The 14,681-nt window shown below is 69.3% G+C and carries 13 protein-coding genes, 7 tRNA genes and 2 pseudogenes; 11 read left to right on the top strand and 11 right to left on the bottom strand.

Features of this window, described 5'->3' with window-relative positions; all coding sequences use genetic code 11:
* Positions 1-24 precede the first annotated feature (24 nt).
* Positions 25-1,263: a MurT ligase domain-containing protein gene (locus ACIGJO_RS24965; RefSeq protein ID WP_399961558.1), complete on the bottom strand. Its 1,239-nt coding sequence runs from the start codon at positions 1,261-1,263 to the stop codon at positions 25-27.
* 114 nt (positions 1,264-1,377) lie between these two features.
* Here ACIGJO_RS24965 and def point away from each other — a divergent pair, with 114 nt between their 5' ends.
* Positions 1,378-1,923 carry a peptide deformylase gene (gene def, locus ACIGJO_RS24970; RefSeq protein WP_399961561.1) on the top strand — a complete coding sequence of 182 codons (546 nt, stop codon included), beginning with the start codon at positions 1,378-1,380 and terminating at the stop codon, positions 1,921-1,923.
* A gap of 46 nt (positions 1,924-1,969) precedes the next feature.
* Here def and ACIGJO_RS24975 read toward each other — a convergent pair whose 3' ends face one another.
* Positions 1,970-2,623, bottom strand: coding sequence for a TetR family transcriptional regulator (locus ACIGJO_RS24975; RefSeq protein WP_399961563.1), 654 nt, complete (start codon positions 2,621-2,623; stop codon positions 1,970-1,972).
* Positions 2,624-2,796: 173 nt separating this feature from the next.
* Here ACIGJO_RS24975 and ACIGJO_RS24980 point away from each other — a divergent pair, with 173 nt between their 5' ends.
* Positions 2,797-4,023 carry an acyl-CoA dehydrogenase family protein gene (locus tag ACIGJO_RS24980; RefSeq protein ID WP_399961565.1) on the top strand — a complete coding sequence of 409 codons (1,227 nt, stop codon included), beginning with the start codon at positions 2,797-2,799 and terminating at the stop codon, positions 4,021-4,023.
* A 101-nt stretch (positions 4,024-4,124) separates the two neighbouring features.
* On the opposite strand, the gene ACIGJO_RS24985 is transcribed toward ACIGJO_RS24980, so the two are convergent.
* From ACIGJO_RS24985 to ACIGJO_RS25000, 4 genes and pseudogenes are all read right to left on the bottom strand, one after another.
* On the bottom strand, positions 4,125-4,613 hold the full coding sequence (locus ACIGJO_RS24985; protein WP_399961568.1) for a glutathione peroxidase: 489 nt from the start codon (positions 4,611-4,613) through the stop codon (positions 4,125-4,127).
* Positions 4,614-4,988: 375 nt separating this feature from the next.
* Positions 4,989-5,534 carry a GNAT family N-acetyltransferase gene (locus ACIGJO_RS24990; protein WP_399961570.1) on the bottom strand — a complete coding sequence of 182 codons (546 nt, stop codon included), beginning with the start codon at positions 5,532-5,534 and terminating at the stop codon, positions 4,989-4,991.
* 74 nt (positions 5,535-5,608) lie between these two features.
* Positions 5,609-6,304 (bottom strand): hypothetical protein, encoded by a 696-nt coding sequence (locus ACIGJO_RS24995; RefSeq protein ID WP_399961572.1) that lies wholly within the window; start codon positions 6,302-6,304, stop codon positions 5,609-5,611.
* Positions 6,305-6,378: 74 nt separating this feature from the next.
* Positions 6,379-6,555: pseudogene (locus ACIGJO_RS25000) on the bottom strand (acyl-CoA thioesterase); the annotation flags it as partial.
* A 106-nt stretch (positions 6,556-6,661) separates the two neighbouring features.
* On the opposite strand from ACIGJO_RS25000, the gene ACIGJO_RS25005 reads away from it, so the two are divergent.
* The 7 genes from ACIGJO_RS25005 (at position 6,662) to ACIGJO_RS25035 (ending at position 9,168) form a co-directional block, all read left to right on the top strand.
* Positions 6,662-7,918, top strand: a complete 1,257-nt coding sequence (locus ACIGJO_RS25005) for a recombinase family protein (protein ID WP_399961734.1) — start codon at positions 6,662-6,664, stop codon at positions 7,916-7,918.
* Positions 7,919-8,514: 596 nt separating this feature from the next.
* A tRNA-OTHER gene (locus tag ACIGJO_RS25010) sits at positions 8,515-8,601 on the top strand.
* 57 nt (positions 8,602-8,658) lie between these two features.
* Positions 8,659-8,729, top strand: a tRNA-His gene (locus ACIGJO_RS25015).
* Between the two features lie 52 nt (positions 8,730-8,781).
* Positions 8,782-8,856: transfer RNA gene (locus ACIGJO_RS25020), tRNA-Arg, on the top strand.
* A gap of 10 nt (positions 8,857-8,866) precedes the next feature.
* A tRNA-Met gene (locus ACIGJO_RS25025) sits at positions 8,867-8,938 on the top strand.
* A 74-nt stretch (positions 8,939-9,012) separates the two neighbouring features.
* Positions 9,013-9,083 (top strand) — tRNA-Trp (locus tag ACIGJO_RS25030).
* Between the two features lie 12 nt (positions 9,084-9,095).
* Positions 9,096-9,168: transfer RNA gene (locus tag ACIGJO_RS25035), tRNA-Glu, on the top strand.
* Between the two features lie 421 nt (positions 9,169-9,589).
* On the opposite strand, the gene ACIGJO_RS25040 is transcribed toward ACIGJO_RS25035, so the two are convergent.
* Entirely contained in the window at positions 9,590-9,802 is a 213-nt protein-coding gene (locus tag ACIGJO_RS25040; protein ID WP_399961574.1) for a hypothetical protein, read from the bottom strand.
* A 186-nt stretch (positions 9,803-9,988) separates the two neighbouring features.
* Between ACIGJO_RS25040 and ACIGJO_RS25045 the strand changes: the two genes are divergently transcribed.
* Positions 9,989-10,062 (top strand) — tRNA-Pro (locus tag ACIGJO_RS25045).
* Between the two features lie 65 nt (positions 10,063-10,127).
* Here the strand turns inward: ACIGJO_RS25045 and ACIGJO_RS25050 are convergent.
* From ACIGJO_RS25050 to ACIGJO_RS25065, 4 genes and pseudogenes are all read right to left on the bottom strand, one after another.
* On the bottom strand, positions 10,128-10,373 hold the full coding sequence (locus tag ACIGJO_RS25050) for a hypothetical protein (protein ID WP_399961576.1): 246 nt from the start codon (positions 10,371-10,373) through the stop codon (positions 10,128-10,130).
* Between the two features lie 9 nt (positions 10,374-10,382).
* The gene (locus ACIGJO_RS25055) at positions 10,383-10,949 is read right to left on the bottom strand and encodes a DUF4352 domain-containing protein (protein WP_399961578.1); all 567 of its coding nucleotides are present in this window, start codon (positions 10,947-10,949) and stop codon (positions 10,383-10,385) included.
* Positions 10,949-11,128, bottom strand: a pseudogene (locus ACIGJO_RS25060) (acyl-CoA thioesterase); the annotation flags it as partial. The pseudogene ACIGJO_RS25060 and the gene ACIGJO_RS25055, both read right to left, overlap by 1 nt.
* A gap of 64 nt (positions 11,129-11,192) precedes the next feature.
* Complete coding sequence (locus tag ACIGJO_RS25065) at positions 11,193-13,706, bottom strand: DEAD/DEAH box helicase (protein ID WP_399961580.1); 2,514 nt, start codon at positions 13,704-13,706, stop codon at positions 11,193-11,195.
* Between the two features lie 138 nt (positions 13,707-13,844).
* On the opposite strand from ACIGJO_RS25065, the gene ACIGJO_RS25070 reads away from it, so the two are divergent.
* On the top strand, positions 13,845-14,636 hold the full coding sequence (locus ACIGJO_RS25070; protein ID WP_399961583.1) for a metal-dependent hydrolase: 792 nt from the start codon (positions 13,845-13,847) through the stop codon (positions 14,634-14,636).
* Positions 14,637-14,681: the final 45 nt, after the last annotated feature.

Genomic DNA, 14,681 nt, shown 5'->3' on the forward strand with positions numbered 1-14,681 from the left:
CTCCGGAGGTGGCCGGCGCCGGGGTCAGTTGCCGACACGACGGCGCAGATCCTGGAAGGCGGTGTAGTTGGCGATGGCCTCGATACGGCCGGGCGGAGACAGCTGGACGGCCTCGTCCAGGGTCTCGCAGACGCGGAAGTCGAGACCGGCCACCTCCAGCCGGACCGCGAGGTCCAGCTTGCGGTCGCCGAGCACGAAGATCGGGTGGCCGGCGAGCTGCGTGTAGTCGACGTCCCACAGCCACGAGGTGTCCGTGCCGTCCGCGCCCCGGGCGTTGACGGAGAGGATCACCGGGGTCGGCGGCGGATCGATCAGGGAGAAGGTCTCCAGCCAGCCCGCCGGGTTCTTCGCCAGCAGGAGCCGCAGCTCACGGCCCTGGAAGGAGACCACGTCGTAGCGGCCCGCGACGGCCTGCACCTGGTACATGCGCTCCAGGGCGACCTGCGGCGGCACCCCGAAGACGGCCGCGACGGCGGCCGAGCTCGTGGCGTTCGCCTTGTTCGCCCGGCCCGGCAGCTGGAGGTGGATCGGCCACGCCGAACCGTGCGGGTCCAGTACGTAGTCGCCGTTCAGCGCCCAGCTCGGGGCGGGGCGGCGGAAGCCGCACTGCCCGCAGAACCAGTCGTCCCCGGGGCGCTGCATCACACCGCCGCAGGACGGGCAGGACCACGCGTCGTCCTTCCACGCCTGTCCCGCCGCCACCCACACCACGTTGGGGGAGGAGGACGCCGCCCACACGATCAGCGGGTCGTCGGCGTTGGCGATGATCACGGCCTTCGAGCCGGACAGCCCCTCACGCCAGTGCTCCGCGAGCATCCGGGTCTCCGCCGCGCGGTCCAGCTGGTCGCGGGAGAGGTTGAGCAGCGCGATCGCCTTGGGCGTCGTGTCGCGTGCGACACCGGCGAGGTACTTCTCGTCGACCTCGATCACGCCGTACTTCGCGTCCGAGCCGCCGGCCAGTGCCGAGGTGATGCCCGCGGGCATGTTCGCGCCCAGCGCGTTCGACACGACGGGCCCGGCGGCCCGCAGTGCCTCGGCGATCAGCCGGGTGGTGGTCGTCTTGCCGTTCGTCGCCGACACGAGGATCACGTCCAGGTGCTGCGCCAGCCGCCCCAGCAGGTCGGGGTCGAGCTTGAGCGCCACCCGGCCGCCGATCACCGATCCGCTGCCGCGCCCCGCGGCGCGCGACACCGCCGCCGCGGCCTTGCCCGCCGTCACGGCCAGCTTGGCCCGCGGCGACAACGGCTCCGTGTTGCCTGCCATCGTCCTAGATCCTCCTTGCATCGGTCCACGCCCAGCCTATCGATGTCCGGTGCGACGACCGCACCGCGGCACCACGGGAAGTCCGTGGCCGCGGCGGAACGTACGCTTGCCGCCATGCGAAACCGCCCGATCCCCGGCAGTTCCGGACTCATCCGTGCCATGAGTCTGCTCGGCGACCCGGTCCTCCACGGCGTCTGCGAGGACGTCACGGACTTCGGGCCCTCGCTCGCAGGGCTGGTCGAGGACATGTTCGCCACCATGTACGCGGCGCAGGGTGTCGGGCTCGCCGCCAATCAGATCGGCGTCCCGCTCAGGGTGTTCGTCTACGACTGCCCGGACGACGACGAGGTCCGGCACCTGGGGCACATCGTCAATCCGGAACTGGTCGAGGCGGACGGCATTACCGTACGCGGACCGGAGGGGTGTCTTTCACTTCCGGGCATCGAGGCGGGCACGCCGCGCTTCGACCACGCGGTCGTCGAAGGGGTCGACGTGACCGGCGAACCGGTGCGGATCACCGGTACGGGCTGGTTCGCCCGCTGCCTCCAGCACGAGTGCGACCACCTTGAGGGCATGGTCTACACCGACCGGCTGACCGGCCTGCGCCGGGCCAGGGCGCTGCGGGCGGCCCGGCGGGCGCCCTGGGGGAGCGGCGCCTGAGCGGGGCGTGCATACGGCTGCCGGCGGGCGTCGGCGGCGCCGGAGGTCAGAAGCCCGGTCCGCCGGGCCGGTCGCCCGCCGCGGCCAGCCGGCCCCACAGCAGATCGGCGAGGCTGCCCACCAACTGGGCGCGGGAGCAGGGCCGGTCGCCCAGCCACCAGTCGCCCGCGGCGTGCATCATGCCGACGATGCCGTGGCCCCAGATACGGGCCATCTGCTCGCTGTCCGGGCCCAGGTCCACCCGCTCGGCGATCACCTTGCCGAGTTCCTCGCCCAGGCGGCGCAGCAGCGGGGCGGAGTGCCGGCCGACATCGAAGCCGTGCTCGGGGGAGGGGGTGGCGTCGTCGTCGGACGGGTGCATCAGGAAGCGGTAGACCTGCGGGCGGGCCTCGATCGCGGCGAGATAGGTGTCGAGTGTGGCCTCCACCCGTTCGCGGCGCTCGGCCGGTGCGTCCAGGGCCGCCCGCAGTGCGCTGAGCAGGGCGTCGGTGTGCCGTTTGGCGAGTGCGCGGTACAGCCCGCCCTTGTCGCCGAAGTGCCGGTAGAGGATGGGCTTGGTGATTCCGGCCTCGGCGGCGATCGCGTTCATCGATGCCTTGGGGCCGTCCCTGAGCACCACTCGGTCCGCGGCCTCCAGCAGCTCGCGGCGGCGGCGTTCGGCCGCGCTCCGCTGCCGCTCGGCCTGTCGTGCGGTCTCCATGCCGTGTCTCTCCCCACCCCTGGCCTTGCATTTCTTCACGCCCGGGCAACGTAACACCCTGCCCCGCGGGTGTGCCGGGCGGCTTCCGGGCGGTTGACAGTGGCTACTTGCCGGTAACAGACTGTTGTTACCGCAAGTAACGCATGTTTTCGCAGCAGCGCATGGAGGGGAACATGGCCGAGTTCACGCTTGAGCTCAACGACGACCAGAAGCAGGTCCGCGACTGGCTCCACGGCTTCGCCGAGGATGTGATCCGTCCGGCCGCTTCGGAGTGGGACGAGCGTGAGGAAACGCCCTGGCCCGTCATCCAGGAGGCGGCCAAGGTCGGCATCTACTCCCTCGACTTCTACGCCCAGCAGTTCTTCGACCCCACGGGCCTCGGTATCCCCATGGCCATGGAGGAGCTCTTCTGGGGCGACGCGGGCATAGCCCTGTCGATCGTCGGTACGGGCCTGGCGGCCGTCGGCGTCCTCGCCAATGGCACCGAGGAGCAGATCGGCACCTGGATCCCGCAGATGTACGGCGACCCCGGCGATGTGAAGGTCGCCGCCTTCTGCTCCTCCGAGCCCGACGCGGGCTCCGACGTCGCCTCGATGCGCACCCGCGCCGTCTACGACGGGGCCAAGGACGAGTGGGTCCTCAACGGTACGAAGACCTGGGCGACCAACGGCGGCATCGCCAACGTCCATGTCGTCGTGGCCGTCGTCGACGCGGAGCTCGGCTCCAAGGGGCACGCCTCGTTCATCGTGCCGCCGGGCACCCCCGGCCTCTCGCAGGGGCAGAAGTTCAAGAAGCACGGCATCCGCGCCTCGCACACCGCCGAAGTGGTCCTGGAGGATGTGCGGGTACCCGGACACTGTCTGCTCGGCGGCAAGGAGAAGCTCGACGAGCGTCTCGCGCGGGCCCGTGAGCGGGTCAGGGCGGGCGGCGAGCGGGTCAAGAACGCCGCGATGGCCACCTTCGAGGCGTCCCGTCCGGCCGTCGGCGCCATGGCCGTGGGCACCGCCCGTGCCGCGTACGAGGTCGCCCTCGACTACGCGAGGACACGCACCCAGTTCGGCCGCCCGATCATCGACAACCAGGGCATCGCCTTCCAGCTCGCCGATATGCGCACGCAGATCGACGCGGCCCGGCTGCTCGTCTGGCGCGCCTCCTGGATGGCCTCCGCCGGCAAGCCGTTCACCTCGGCGGAGGGCTCCATGTCGAAGCTCTACGCGAGCGAGACCGCGAAGAAGGTCACCGCCCAGGCGATCCAGATCCTCGGCGGCAACGGCTTCACCCGGGAGTACCCGGTGGAGCGGATGCACCGGGACGCGGCGATCTACACCATCTTCGAGGGCACCAGCGAGATCCAGCGCCTGGTGATCGCCCGGACCCTCTCGGGCATGCCGATCCGCTGAAGCGGTTCGCGCGGGGCCCGGACCCGCGGACGCGGGCCGGGCACGTCCGGCCGTGGGCCGCGCGGGGACACACGCACCCCCGCGCGGCCCACGGCGTCGGGTCAGGCCGGGAGCTGGGCCTCGATGGCAGCGACGACCTCGGGGGCCTCCGGATCGGTGCCGGGACGGATCCGGGCCACCGGCACACCGGCCGGTGAGATCAGGAACTTCTCGAAGTTCCACTGCACATCACCGGCCTCGCCCTCCGCGTCCGCGAGCGCCGTGAGCTCCGCGTACAGCGGGTGCCGAGCCTCCCCGTTGACGTCGAGCTTCTCCAGGAGCGGGAAGGTGATCCCGTACGTCGTCGAGCAGAACGTCCGGATCTCCTCCGCGCTGCCCGGCTCCTGGCCCGCGAACTGGTTGCAGGGCACGCCGACCACGGTGAAGCCGCGCTCCCCGTACTGATTCTGGAGCCGCTCCAGGCCTTCGTACTGCGGGGTCAGTCCGCATTTGGAGGCCACGTTCACCAGCAGGACGGCCCGGCCGCCGAAGGCGCCCAGGGTGGTCGGCTCGCCGGCCAGCGTGTTCAGCGGGATGTCGTGCAGCGTCATGAGATCGCTCCTTGTTTCCGATGCGCGGTTGTTCATCCGGACGCCCGGAGGTTCCCGGCAGCGAAGCCGACGGCCCGCCCCTCCGGGTCCGGCCGCCTGCCCGTCGGCCCGACCGCGCGCAGGAGGAAAGCCCTGGCGGCGATGGGCGGACGGGGCAGTGCGGCGGCCAGTGGTACCTCCAGGGCTCGGGCGTCCACCAGGGACGATACCCAGACCGCGGCGAGGGGATTCTGCGGTTCCGTGAGTACCGGACACCGCCGGTTCCCGGGGGTCTCGCCGGCCCGGTCGTCGCGTCCAGGTGTTCGGCCGCCGCCGTCCCGTGGGAGGCCAATCTCGTGGCCCGCGGGAGGACCGCCGCTGGGCGGACAGGGCCGCCTACGAGGACGCCGACGGGCCCGCCGGGGAGCCGATCGCCCGGTAGTAGTACGTGGTCGCCTTCAGGACCCCCGACGGGTCGGCGGCGTACCCGGGCACCGAACCGCACGCGGTCCAGCCCGCCGCGCGGTAGAGCCGCTCGGCGGAGCTTCCGCTCTCCGTGTCCAGGACCAGCAGCGTCACCCCGGCCCCGGCCGCCCACTCCTCGACGGCGGCGAGCAGCGAACGGCCGACCCCCCGGCCACGGGCGGAGGGGCGGACCATCAGCTTGGCGACCTCCGCGCGGTGCCGGGCGTTCGGCAACGGAGCCCGGATCAGACCGACGGTGCCGGCCACCCGCTCACCGTCACGGGCGATCCAGACACGGAGGCCGCCCGTGTCGAGGGCCGCGGCCCGCTCGCGCCACCAGGCGGCGGCGACATCACGGTCCAGCGGGGCGAGGAACCCCACCGACGACCCCTCCTCGACGGTCTCCACCAGGAGGGCGGCCAGTTCATCGGCGTACGTGACCAGTTCGGGGCCGGACACGAGGGCGATCTCGGTCATGGAGCTGAGGTCCTTTCACGGCGGTACGAGGGCAGGGCGGCGGACCGTCCCCTGCCGGGACGCACCGCGGGCGTCTACTTCTTCTTGTCGTCCCAAGGGTGGCCGAGCCAGCCCTCGAACGTCGGCAGCAGGGCCACCAGCGCCGCACCGAGCCGCCAGTCGCACCACTCCGCGTGCAGATGGAGCTCGTCCTTGTCCGAGCGGAACTCCAGCGGCGCCTCCCCGCCCGCGCGCCACACGATGCGCCGGGGGCCACGGGCGACATCGCCGCTGCCGCTGAGCAGGGCGAGCGTGGCGATGACCGCCTGGACGGGGAACAGCAGCCACCAGACGTACCACCAGAAGATCCGGCCCTTGTAGCCGACCGCCTCCGGGCAGCCGGTCTGCGTCACCGTCCAGCGTGTGCGCAGTCCCTTCCCGGAGAGGGCCTTCTCACGGACGAGCGTGCCGATCGGCTCGCCCCGGTCGCCGAGCACACGGTACGTCCCCACGCCGCCGCTCACCGACACGGTGACCAGGGTGGCCAGCCGCTGCCGCCGGTCCGGATCGGCCCACAGGACGAAGGAGCGCGCCCCGCCCTTCCGGGCCGCGAGGTACTCCGGTATGCCGCCCGGCGGCAGGTCGCGCTCCACATGAGCGACCGTGCGGAGCCCGCCCCGCTCGTCCCGGAGGTTGATGACCCGCCCCACCGGAGCGGGCGGACCGTCCGTTCCCGGAGCCCGGCCCGTGGTGTCCCGGGGGACGGGGATCATGGTCAGTACGCCGCTCACGCGCCCACTCCTCGTGTTCTGCTGCTGGGCCTCGAAGGGTAGACCGGACAGTTCGACAGGCGGCGCGGGCACCGCTACGCGCCCAGGCGCCGGAACAGCCCCTCCTGCACCACGGACACCAGCAGCCGGCCCTCACGGTCATAGATCCGGCCGCGCGCCAGCCCCCGGCCCCCCGTCGCGATGGGCGACTCCTGGTCGTACAGGAACCATTCGTCCGCCCGGAAGGGCCGGTGGAACCACATCGCGTGATCGTCAGATCAGGATTCACGCACCTTGTGAACAGGGGAGGCGCTAGTGACCGAGATGAGTGCAGCGGAACCACGTCGCAGGAACGTCCGACATTCGCGACGGCCGACGATGGCCGCCAGCTCGGCGGGGGACCGCTGGATCGTGTACGTGCGGCTGAGTCGTGACACCGACGAGAGTACGTCCGTGGAGCGGCAGACGGAGGAGGGGCGGCGCTGGGTGGAGGACGTCGCCCACGGCGTCGTCGTGGCGGTGGTGGTGGACACGGACGTGTCGGGGGAGGTGTCGCCGTGGAGCAGAAAGGGCCTTTCTCAGTGGCTCTCTCCCACGCCGCCGAAGCCGTACGACGGCATGGTGGCACTCCGCGCCGACCGGTGGGCCCGTCGGGTGGTGTGGTTCTCCAGCCTGCTGGACTGGTGCCGCGACAACGGCACGCGCATCAATACGGTGCGCATGAACATCGACCCCACCACCCGCGAAGGCAGGATGTTCGCCGGCATCGCTGCCATGTTCGCCGAGAACGAGCTAGAGGTGATCAAGGAGCGCGCCCAGGAGACGCGCGACACCCTTCGTCAGAAGGGGCGGTGGCCTGGCGGACGCGTTCCATACGGACGCGTCAAGGTGCATCTCGGCAAGGATCCCGAAACGGGCAAGTCCCTGGGGTGGAAACTCAACGATCACCACCACAGATGCGGCATCATCCGACGAGCCGCAGACAACATCTTCGGGGCGTTCGGCGTGCCGTCGACTCCCTATGCTGAAGTTCAACGGCTCAACGCGGAAGGGGAGCCGACTGATTCGGACTGCCGCCTCATCGACGCAGGCAAAGGGCCGAAGGGCACCAAGTGGCTCCGTGAGACGCTGATGCGCATCCTGCTGAACCCCACGACTGCTGGCGTCATCACTGACCACGAGGGCCGCATCGTGCGCGGGGATGACGGCCTTCCTGTGTACGTAGCGCGCCCCATCCTCACCCTGGATGAACAAGACCGGCTGCGTGCAGTGATCGAGTCAACGCCGCAGAGCGAGACGCAGCGGGCTCGATCGGAAGGGCCCCGCAGAAAGAATACCGGCCCGCTGACATACGTCCTCCACTGTTACGAATGCGACGGACGCACGTACCGAGATGGCTCTACCGAGCCGGGAAGCGACGGGTACCGCCGCGGACTGCGGTATCGGTGCCCCTCGAAATCCAAGGGGCTCAACTGCCCCGGAGCGAATATCGTCGCCGACCCGGTAGAGAAGTGGGTGGGGAACAGTTCGTCGAGAGCCCCTGTCGTCGTGGAGAAGCCCATACTCGTGATGGGTAGGGGCTTCTCTGACCGCCAAGTGGGCGCCATCGGGCCCATGTTGGTTACGATGAGATAACGGTCCGAAGTGGCGTTGTTGGTTGCCGGTAGGCGACCTGGGCCGTCCCAGTCGGCCGCCTCCACGTCGCCCGCCCCCTCCGGTACCCACGGGGTGGCTGTGGATAGTTGCATAGAGTTACATGGATGGGCTCATTCGTTGCGTTGAGTGGCGATGTGGCAGTCAGATTGGCCAAATGGACAGACTGGCCCCTTATTTCTATCTCTCTCTAACGCGTCTTGGAGAGAAGTGAAATAGGGGGTTAGTTTGCCTTTTTGGCCAGACTGGCCCGGGGGGGGAGGCGGACCATGATCATTACCGTGATACACGCCCCACATAACAGAGGTAGAGGGAGAGTGGCGGCGCCGGCGAATGGCGCGGCGCCCGCTCCCTCCTGACGGCCGACGCGCTCCTGTGCTCCTCGTACTCTCCTCCGGGCAGAGCACGGTTGAGCGCGCCGGCCGCCCTTCTCTTCCCGTTCGACGTTCAGTAGACGGACGGCGGGGCTGCATCGGACGGACGCTTCGTCAGCGACCACTGTCCCGGTGCAGGGGGCGCGGCGGGGTGACACCCGACAACGCGCGGCGCCCATTGACGAGGTGGAGCGATGCGCACGCGTGTGCGGTAGCTCAGTCAGGCAGAGCGTTCGCGGGTAGGTCCGAGGGCCCCCGCGAGAGGCGCGGGTTCGAATCCCGTCCGCGACGCCTCGTCCTTGACGTCAGGCACTCCGGGGCCTCTTGGAGCCAGCCTCTGACGTCACACCTTTCGTAGCTCAATGGTAGAGCCCCGCGTTGTGGTCGCGGTGATTCCGGTTCGACTCCGGGCGGAGGGACGGTTGTTCGTGAGGTGCTGCCACCGGGGCTTAAATGCCGTGGACAGCGCATGGTCCTGTAGCTCAGTCTGGATGGAGCGCCGCACTACGGATGCGGAGGGCGAAGGTTCGAATCCTTCCAGGACTACGCAGTGCACGCCTTGCTAGCTCAGCGGTAGAGCGCCGGTCTCATACGCCGGAGGCCGGTGGTTCGAATCCATCGCTTGGCACAGATGGATGGTCGCAGGCGGTGGGAAACCATCGCACCCGGAGAACAGTCCGGTGATACTGCGGCCGACGTCAATCGGATGTAGCTCAGTGGCAGAGCGGCGGTCTCCAAAGCCGCCTACGGGGGTTCGATTCCCTCCATCCGGGCGCAAGGTACATGTCTTCATGGAGTAGTGGTTATCTCGCTTGGTTCTCAACCAAGAGACCGCAGGTTCGACCCCCGCTGAGGACGCGCAAGCCCCCATCGTCTATGGGTTAGGATCCCGGGTTTCGCCCCGGGGAACGGAGTTCGAGTCTCCGTGGGGGTACGAGGGCCGTCCCGTGCTGCGGCTAGCTAGCGCGCGGCCGACGTAGCAGCGACCACGGTTGACCCGGCAACCCGGGCTGGATCCGATGCGGCTGTCCGACGGCGGGACCCGGGCAGCACCTTCCCTGCTGGTCTATTCGGCAGCACACCGGGCTCTGGACTCGGAGGACGAGGTTTGAATCCTCGGTGGGGAGCTGCCCGTAGCGTGTCAGACGCGCTGAACGCGGGGATGCCTGGGAGGCAAGCGGGCCTGTAGAGCCTGCGCTGTGAGAGCGGCTTGCGTGGTTCGATTCCACGGCGACGCACTGAGGGCGGGAGCGGCTGACGCCAACCCCCGCCCACACGCCTAGCTGTGGCTGAGGTGCTCAAAGACCTTCATGCCAAGGGTGAATGCGGCGACGAACGACATGCCGCCGGCGCTAATTGCGACGAACGCCGGAGCGTGGAAGACGGTGGCGATGATGCCCGCACTGAGTGCGGCAGTCGTGGCCGCGAAGAAGACAGTAGTGATCTCCAGGCCCTTGCGAGACGCGGAGGGCTGGGACTGAGCAGTCGTCATGCAGGGACTCCAATGTGTGTCGAAACGTTGTAGACGGAAACGGCACGGCTCACCTGGGTGAGTGGTCCGTTTCCATGTACAGCGGGTTCTTAGCCCCGCTGTAGCCCCGTTTCGCGCACACGAGCTCCTGTCAGATGTGGAGATGACGACTGCACCTTACGTGATGTTCAACTGCACCGCAAACAACGGGACATGGCGCAGCTTGGTAGCGCATCCGCTTTGGGAGCGGAGGGCCGCAGGTTCGAATCCTGCTGTCCCGACACAGACGCAGCCCCGCCACGGAGGAGCGAACCCGTGAGCGGGGCTGAGCTACGTCAGGAGGATGTCAGGCTTCGCGCCGGCGGAACGTCAGGCTCACGAACCGCTGGAGCCCTTCGCCCTCTGACTGACGGTCGATGAGCGTCCACCCGATGGCTTCGACGTCGCTGATGGCGATCGTCAGATCCGTGTCGTTCTGCATCGGCCGCGGATGGAACTTGTTCACGAAGATCGTGTCCCCGCGCTTGAAGGCGATGCGAGCCAGCTCGTCTATCGCCCCGTATCCGCGCTTTGCCAGGAATGACTTCAGCATGTCGGAACCTTACGACTTCGGGAGCGTGATGGTGAAGGCCGGAGCGTCGGCCGTGAGGCTGCTTGTGTAGCTCAGTGTCCCGCCCTTGGCGCCGACATCGAGGATCAGCGAGCCGGTTACCGACTGGCCAGGCTTGTACGTCGTGTCGACGTCCTGACCCTCCCCGACGCCTTCGAGCGTGGTTGCTTCCTGGGCGGCCGTCTCAGCGTCTTCCCACTTCATCATTCCGTACGCGGCGAACTCGCCTTCGCCCTTCCCGACGTTCTTCACGGTGATCGTGAGGCGGAGGAACTGGCCGTGCTCCGGCTCGTTCGTCTTGTCGATCTCAGCCGGCGTCACGTACTCCGCGGCCTTGACGGTCACTTCGAGCTGCGTGGCGACCTTCGGGTTCTCGCCGTACTCGTCCGTCTCGTAAACGTCGTACGTGCCCTCCCCGCCGACCTTGATGACGGGGCCGGCGGAGGCGGAGGCGGACGGCGACGGCTCCAGGGTCTCGTCGACGACTGGTTCAGCAGCCGGCTCGGACGCTGCCGCCTTCGTGGACGACTCCGGCTCCGGCTCTGACGAGCACCCCACAGCGAGTGCACCGGCCGCTCCCCGTCGGTGGTCCGGCCGGCCGCCACCAGCGCCTGCCCCGCGACCTGCCCGCCGAACACCCGTTGCAGGGACTCGTGCGGACTGCGGCCCCGGAAGATGTTGACCTCGATCCGCTCCAGGTCGAGAAGATCGACCAGGCGCTCGGCCGGATTCGTCATGCCGTTCGTCTCCGCTCCGGGGCCCGCCCCGTTGCCGCGGCGGCCCGCTCCCTCACCTGCGTACTCACAGCTGGCCCACCGCGGTGACCCGGACGACCGCCCGGCCCTCCTCGTCGGACGCCGCCAGATCGACCTCGGCCCGGATTCCCCAGTCGTGGTCCCCGTTGGGGTCGGCGAACGCCTGCCAGACCCGCCACAGACCGTGCTCGGGGTCCTCCTCGATCTTCAGCAGCTTCGGCCCGCGGGCGTCGGGGCCGGTGCCGAGATCCTCGTACTCGTCCCAGTACCCGTCCATCGCCGCGCCCCAGGCGTCATCGTCCCAGCCCGACTCGGCGTCCATCTCGCCCAGCTCGCGGACCCGGTCCAGCGCGGCCAGCTCCACCCGGCGGAACATCGCGTTGCGCACCAGCACCCGGAACGCGCGGGCGTTGGCGGTGACCGGCTTGACCTCGTCGGCCCGCTCCTGCGCCTGCTCGGCCGTCTCCACCTCGGGGTTGGCCAGCTGCTCCCACTCGTCCAGCAGACTCGAGTCCACCTGACGCACCATCTCGCCGAGCCAGGAGATCAGATCCTCCAGGTCCTCGGACTTCAGGTCGTCGGGGATGGTGTGCTCAAGGGCCTTGTACGCGCTCGCGAGATACCGCAGCACGATGCCCTCGGTCCGGGCCAGCTCGTAGTGCGAGGTGAACTCCGTGAACGTCATGGCCCGTTCGTACATGTCCCGGATCACCGACTTCGGCGACACCGGGTGGTCGCCCACCCACGGATGGCTCGTGCGGTACACGTCGTAGGCGTGCCACAGCAGCTCGCTCAGCGGCTTGGGGTACGTGACGTCCTGGAGCAGCTCCATCCGCTGCTCGTACTCGACACCGTCCGCCTTCATCTGCCCCACGGCCTCGCCGCGCGCCTTGTTCTGCTGGGCGGCGAGGATCTGCCGGGGGTCGTCCAGCGTCGACTCGACGACGGAGACCATGTCCAGCGCGTACGAGGGCGACTCGACGTCCAGCAGGTCGAAGGAGGCCAGGGCGAACGTGGACAGCGGCTGGTTCAGCGCGAAGTCCTGCTGGAGGTCGACGGTCAGCCGCACGATCCGGCCCTCGGCATCGGGCTTGTCCAGCTGCTCCACCACACCGCCGTCGAGCAGCGAACGGTAGATCGCGATCGCCCGGCGGATGTGCCGCAGCTGCGCCCTGCGCGGCTCGTGGTTGTCCTCCAGCAGATGCCGCATCGCCTCGAAGGCGTTGCCCGGACGGGCGATCACCGCGAGCAGCATCGTGTGAGTGACCCGGAAGCGGGAGTTCAGCGGCTCCGGATCGGACTGGATGAGCTTGTCGAAGGTCGTCTCCGACCAGGCGACGAAGCCCTCCGGAGCCTTCTTGCGGACGACCTTGCGCTTCTTCTTCGGGTCGTCGCCCGCCTTCTTGACGGCCTTCTCGTTCTCGATGACGTGCTCGGGCGCCTGCGCGACGACGAAGCCCGCCGTGTCGAAGCCCGCCCGCCCGGCCCGGCCCGCGATCTGGTGGAACTCACGGGCGCGCAGCGTACGGACACGGGTGCCGTCGTACTTGGTGAGCGCGGTGAACAGCACCGTACGGATGGGGACGTTGACGCCGACGCCGAGGGTGTCCGTACCGCAGATCACCTTCAGCAGACCCGCCTGGGCGAGCTTCTCCACCAGCCGCCGGTACTTCGGCAGCATGCCGGCGTGATGCACACCGATGCCGTGCCTGACGTAGCGCGAGAGGTTCTGGCCGAACTTGGTGGTGAAGCGGAAGCTGCCGATCAGGTCGGCGATCTTCTCCTTCTCCTCCTTCGTGCACATGTTGATGCTCATCAGGGACTGCGCCCGCTCGACGGCGGCGGCCTGGGTGAAGTGCACGATGTAGACGGGGGACTGCCGGGTGTCCAGCAGTTCGGTGAGCGTCTCGGTGATCGGGGTGAGGCGGTACTCGTAGCTCAGCGGGACCGGCCGGGTCGCGGAGCGCACCACGGAGGTGGGGCGGCCGGTGCGCCGGGTCAGGTCCTCCTCGAACATCGAGACATCGCCGAGCGTCGCCGACATCAGCACGAACTGTGCCTGAGGCAGTTCCAGGATCGGGATCTGCCAGGCCCAGCCGCGGTCCGGCTCCGCGTAGAAATGGAACTCGTCCATCACGACCTGGCCGATGTCGGCGTGCTTGCCGTCGCGCAGCGCGATGGAGGCCAGCACCTCGGCGGTGCAGCAGATGACCGGGGCGTCGGCGTTGACCGAGGCGTCACCGGTGAGCATGCCGACGTTCTCGGTGCCGAAGAGCTTGCACAGGTCGAAGAACTTCTCCGAGACCAGCGCCTTGATCGGCGCGGTGTAGAAGGTGACCTTGTCCTGGGCCAGCGCCGTGAAGTGCGCACCCGCCGCGACCAGGCTCTTCCCGGAGCCCGTGGGGGTGGAAAGGATCACGTTCGCCCCCGAGACCACCTCGATCAGCGCCTCTTCCTGGGCCGGATAGAGGGTGATGCCCTGTGTCTCGGTCCATGACGAGAAGGCCTCGAAGAGGGCGTCCGGGTCGTCGGTCGGGGGCAGCTGATCGATTAGGGTCACGCCCCCATCTTGCCTGTCTTCCGCCCCGATGAGGGAACCGGAGGACCGCACGAAGATCACGGACGATACGCTTTCCACTCAACTCGGCCGCGCCGCAACGGCGATGGCCGCACCACCGTACTGGGGGCGGGAACGACCATGATGGGACCGGCACACTCTCTGTCAGGGGCAGCGGCCTGGCTGGGGGTGGGCGCGGCGGCCGCCGCCGCAGGCCATGCGATGCCCTGGCCCGTCCTGGTCGTCGGCGCACTGATCTGCGCGGGTGCCGCGCTCGCCCCCGACCTCGACCACAAGTCCGCGACCATCTCGCGCGCCTTCGGGCCCGTCTCGCGCGGCCTGTGCGAGATCGTCGACAAGCTCTCGCACGCGGTCTACAAGGCGACCAGGGGCCCCGGCGACCCGCGCAGGAACGGCGGACACCGGACCCTGACCCACACCTGGCTGTGGGCGGTCCTGATCGGCGGCGGGGCCTCGGTCGCCGCGTTCACCGGCGGCCGCTGGGCGGTGCTGGCGATCCTCTTCGTCCACCTGGTGCTCGCGGTCGAGGGTCTGCTGTGGCGGGCCGCCCGGATGTCCAGCGACGTCCTGGTGTGGCTGCTCGGCGCCACCAGCGCCTGGATCCTGGCCGGCGTCCTGGACAAGCCGGGCAACGGCTCGGACTGGCTGTTCGACGCCCCCGGCCAGGAGTACCTGTGGCTGGGGCTGCCCATCGTGCTGGGCGCCCTCGTCCATGACATCGGTGACGCGCTCACCGTCTCGGGCTGCCCGATCCTGTGGCCGATCCCCCTGGGCCGCAAGCGCTGGTACCCGATCGGACCGCCGAAGGCCATGCGCTTCCGGGCCGGCAGCTGGGTGGAGCTGAAGGTGCTGATGCCCGCCTTCATGGTGCTCGGGGGAGTGGGCGGGGCAGCCGCCCTCAACGTCATCTGACGACGCCGTACGGGCGCGGCCGGGGCGTGAGCACACGGCGCGGGG

The sequence above is a fragment of the Streptomyces sp. NPDC079020 genome, assembly GCF_044542225.1.
Lineage (GTDB): Bacteria > Actinomycetota > Actinomycetes > Streptomycetales > Streptomycetaceae > Streptomyces.

Bases quoted from the DNA above. Each gene is read 5' to 3' on its own strand.
- ACIGJO_RS24980 (WP_399961565.1), top strand. From the start codon at position 2,797: ATGGCCGAGTTCACGCTTGAGCTCAACGACGACCAGAAGCAGGTCCGC.
- ACIGJO_RS24975 (WP_399961563.1), bottom strand. From the start codon at position 2,623: ATGGAGACCGCACGACAGGCCGAGCGGCAGCGGAGCGCGGCCGAACGC.
- ACIGJO_RS25005 (WP_399961734.1), top strand. From the start codon at position 6,662: ATGGCCGCCAGCTCGGCGGGGGACCGCTGGATCGTGTACGTGCGGCTG.
- ACIGJO_RS24965 (WP_399961558.1), bottom strand. From the start codon at position 1,263: ATGGCAGGCAACACGGAGCCGTTGTCGCCGCGGGCCAAGCTGGCCGTG.
- ACIGJO_RS24990 (WP_399961570.1), bottom strand. From the start codon at position 5,534: ATGACCGAGATCGCCCTCGTGTCCGGCCCCGAACTGGTCACGTACGCC.
- ACIGJO_RS25070 (WP_399961583.1), top strand. From the start codon at position 13,845: ATGATGGGACCGGCACACTCTCTGTCAGGGGCAGCGGCCTGGCTGGGG.
- ACIGJO_RS25040 (WP_399961574.1), bottom strand. From the start codon at position 9,802: ATGACGACTGCTCAGTCCCAGCCCTCCGCGTCTCGCAAGGGCCTGGAG.
- ACIGJO_RS24985 (WP_399961568.1), bottom strand. From the start codon at position 4,613: ATGACGCTGCACGACATCCCGCTGAACACGCTGGCCGGCGAGCCGACC.
- def (WP_399961561.1), top strand. From the start codon at position 1,378: ATGCGAAACCGCCCGATCCCCGGCAGTTCCGGACTCATCCGTGCCATG.
- ACIGJO_RS25050 (WP_399961576.1), bottom strand. From the start codon at position 10,373: ATGCTGAAGTCATTCCTGGCAAAGCGCGGATACGGGGCGATAGACGAG.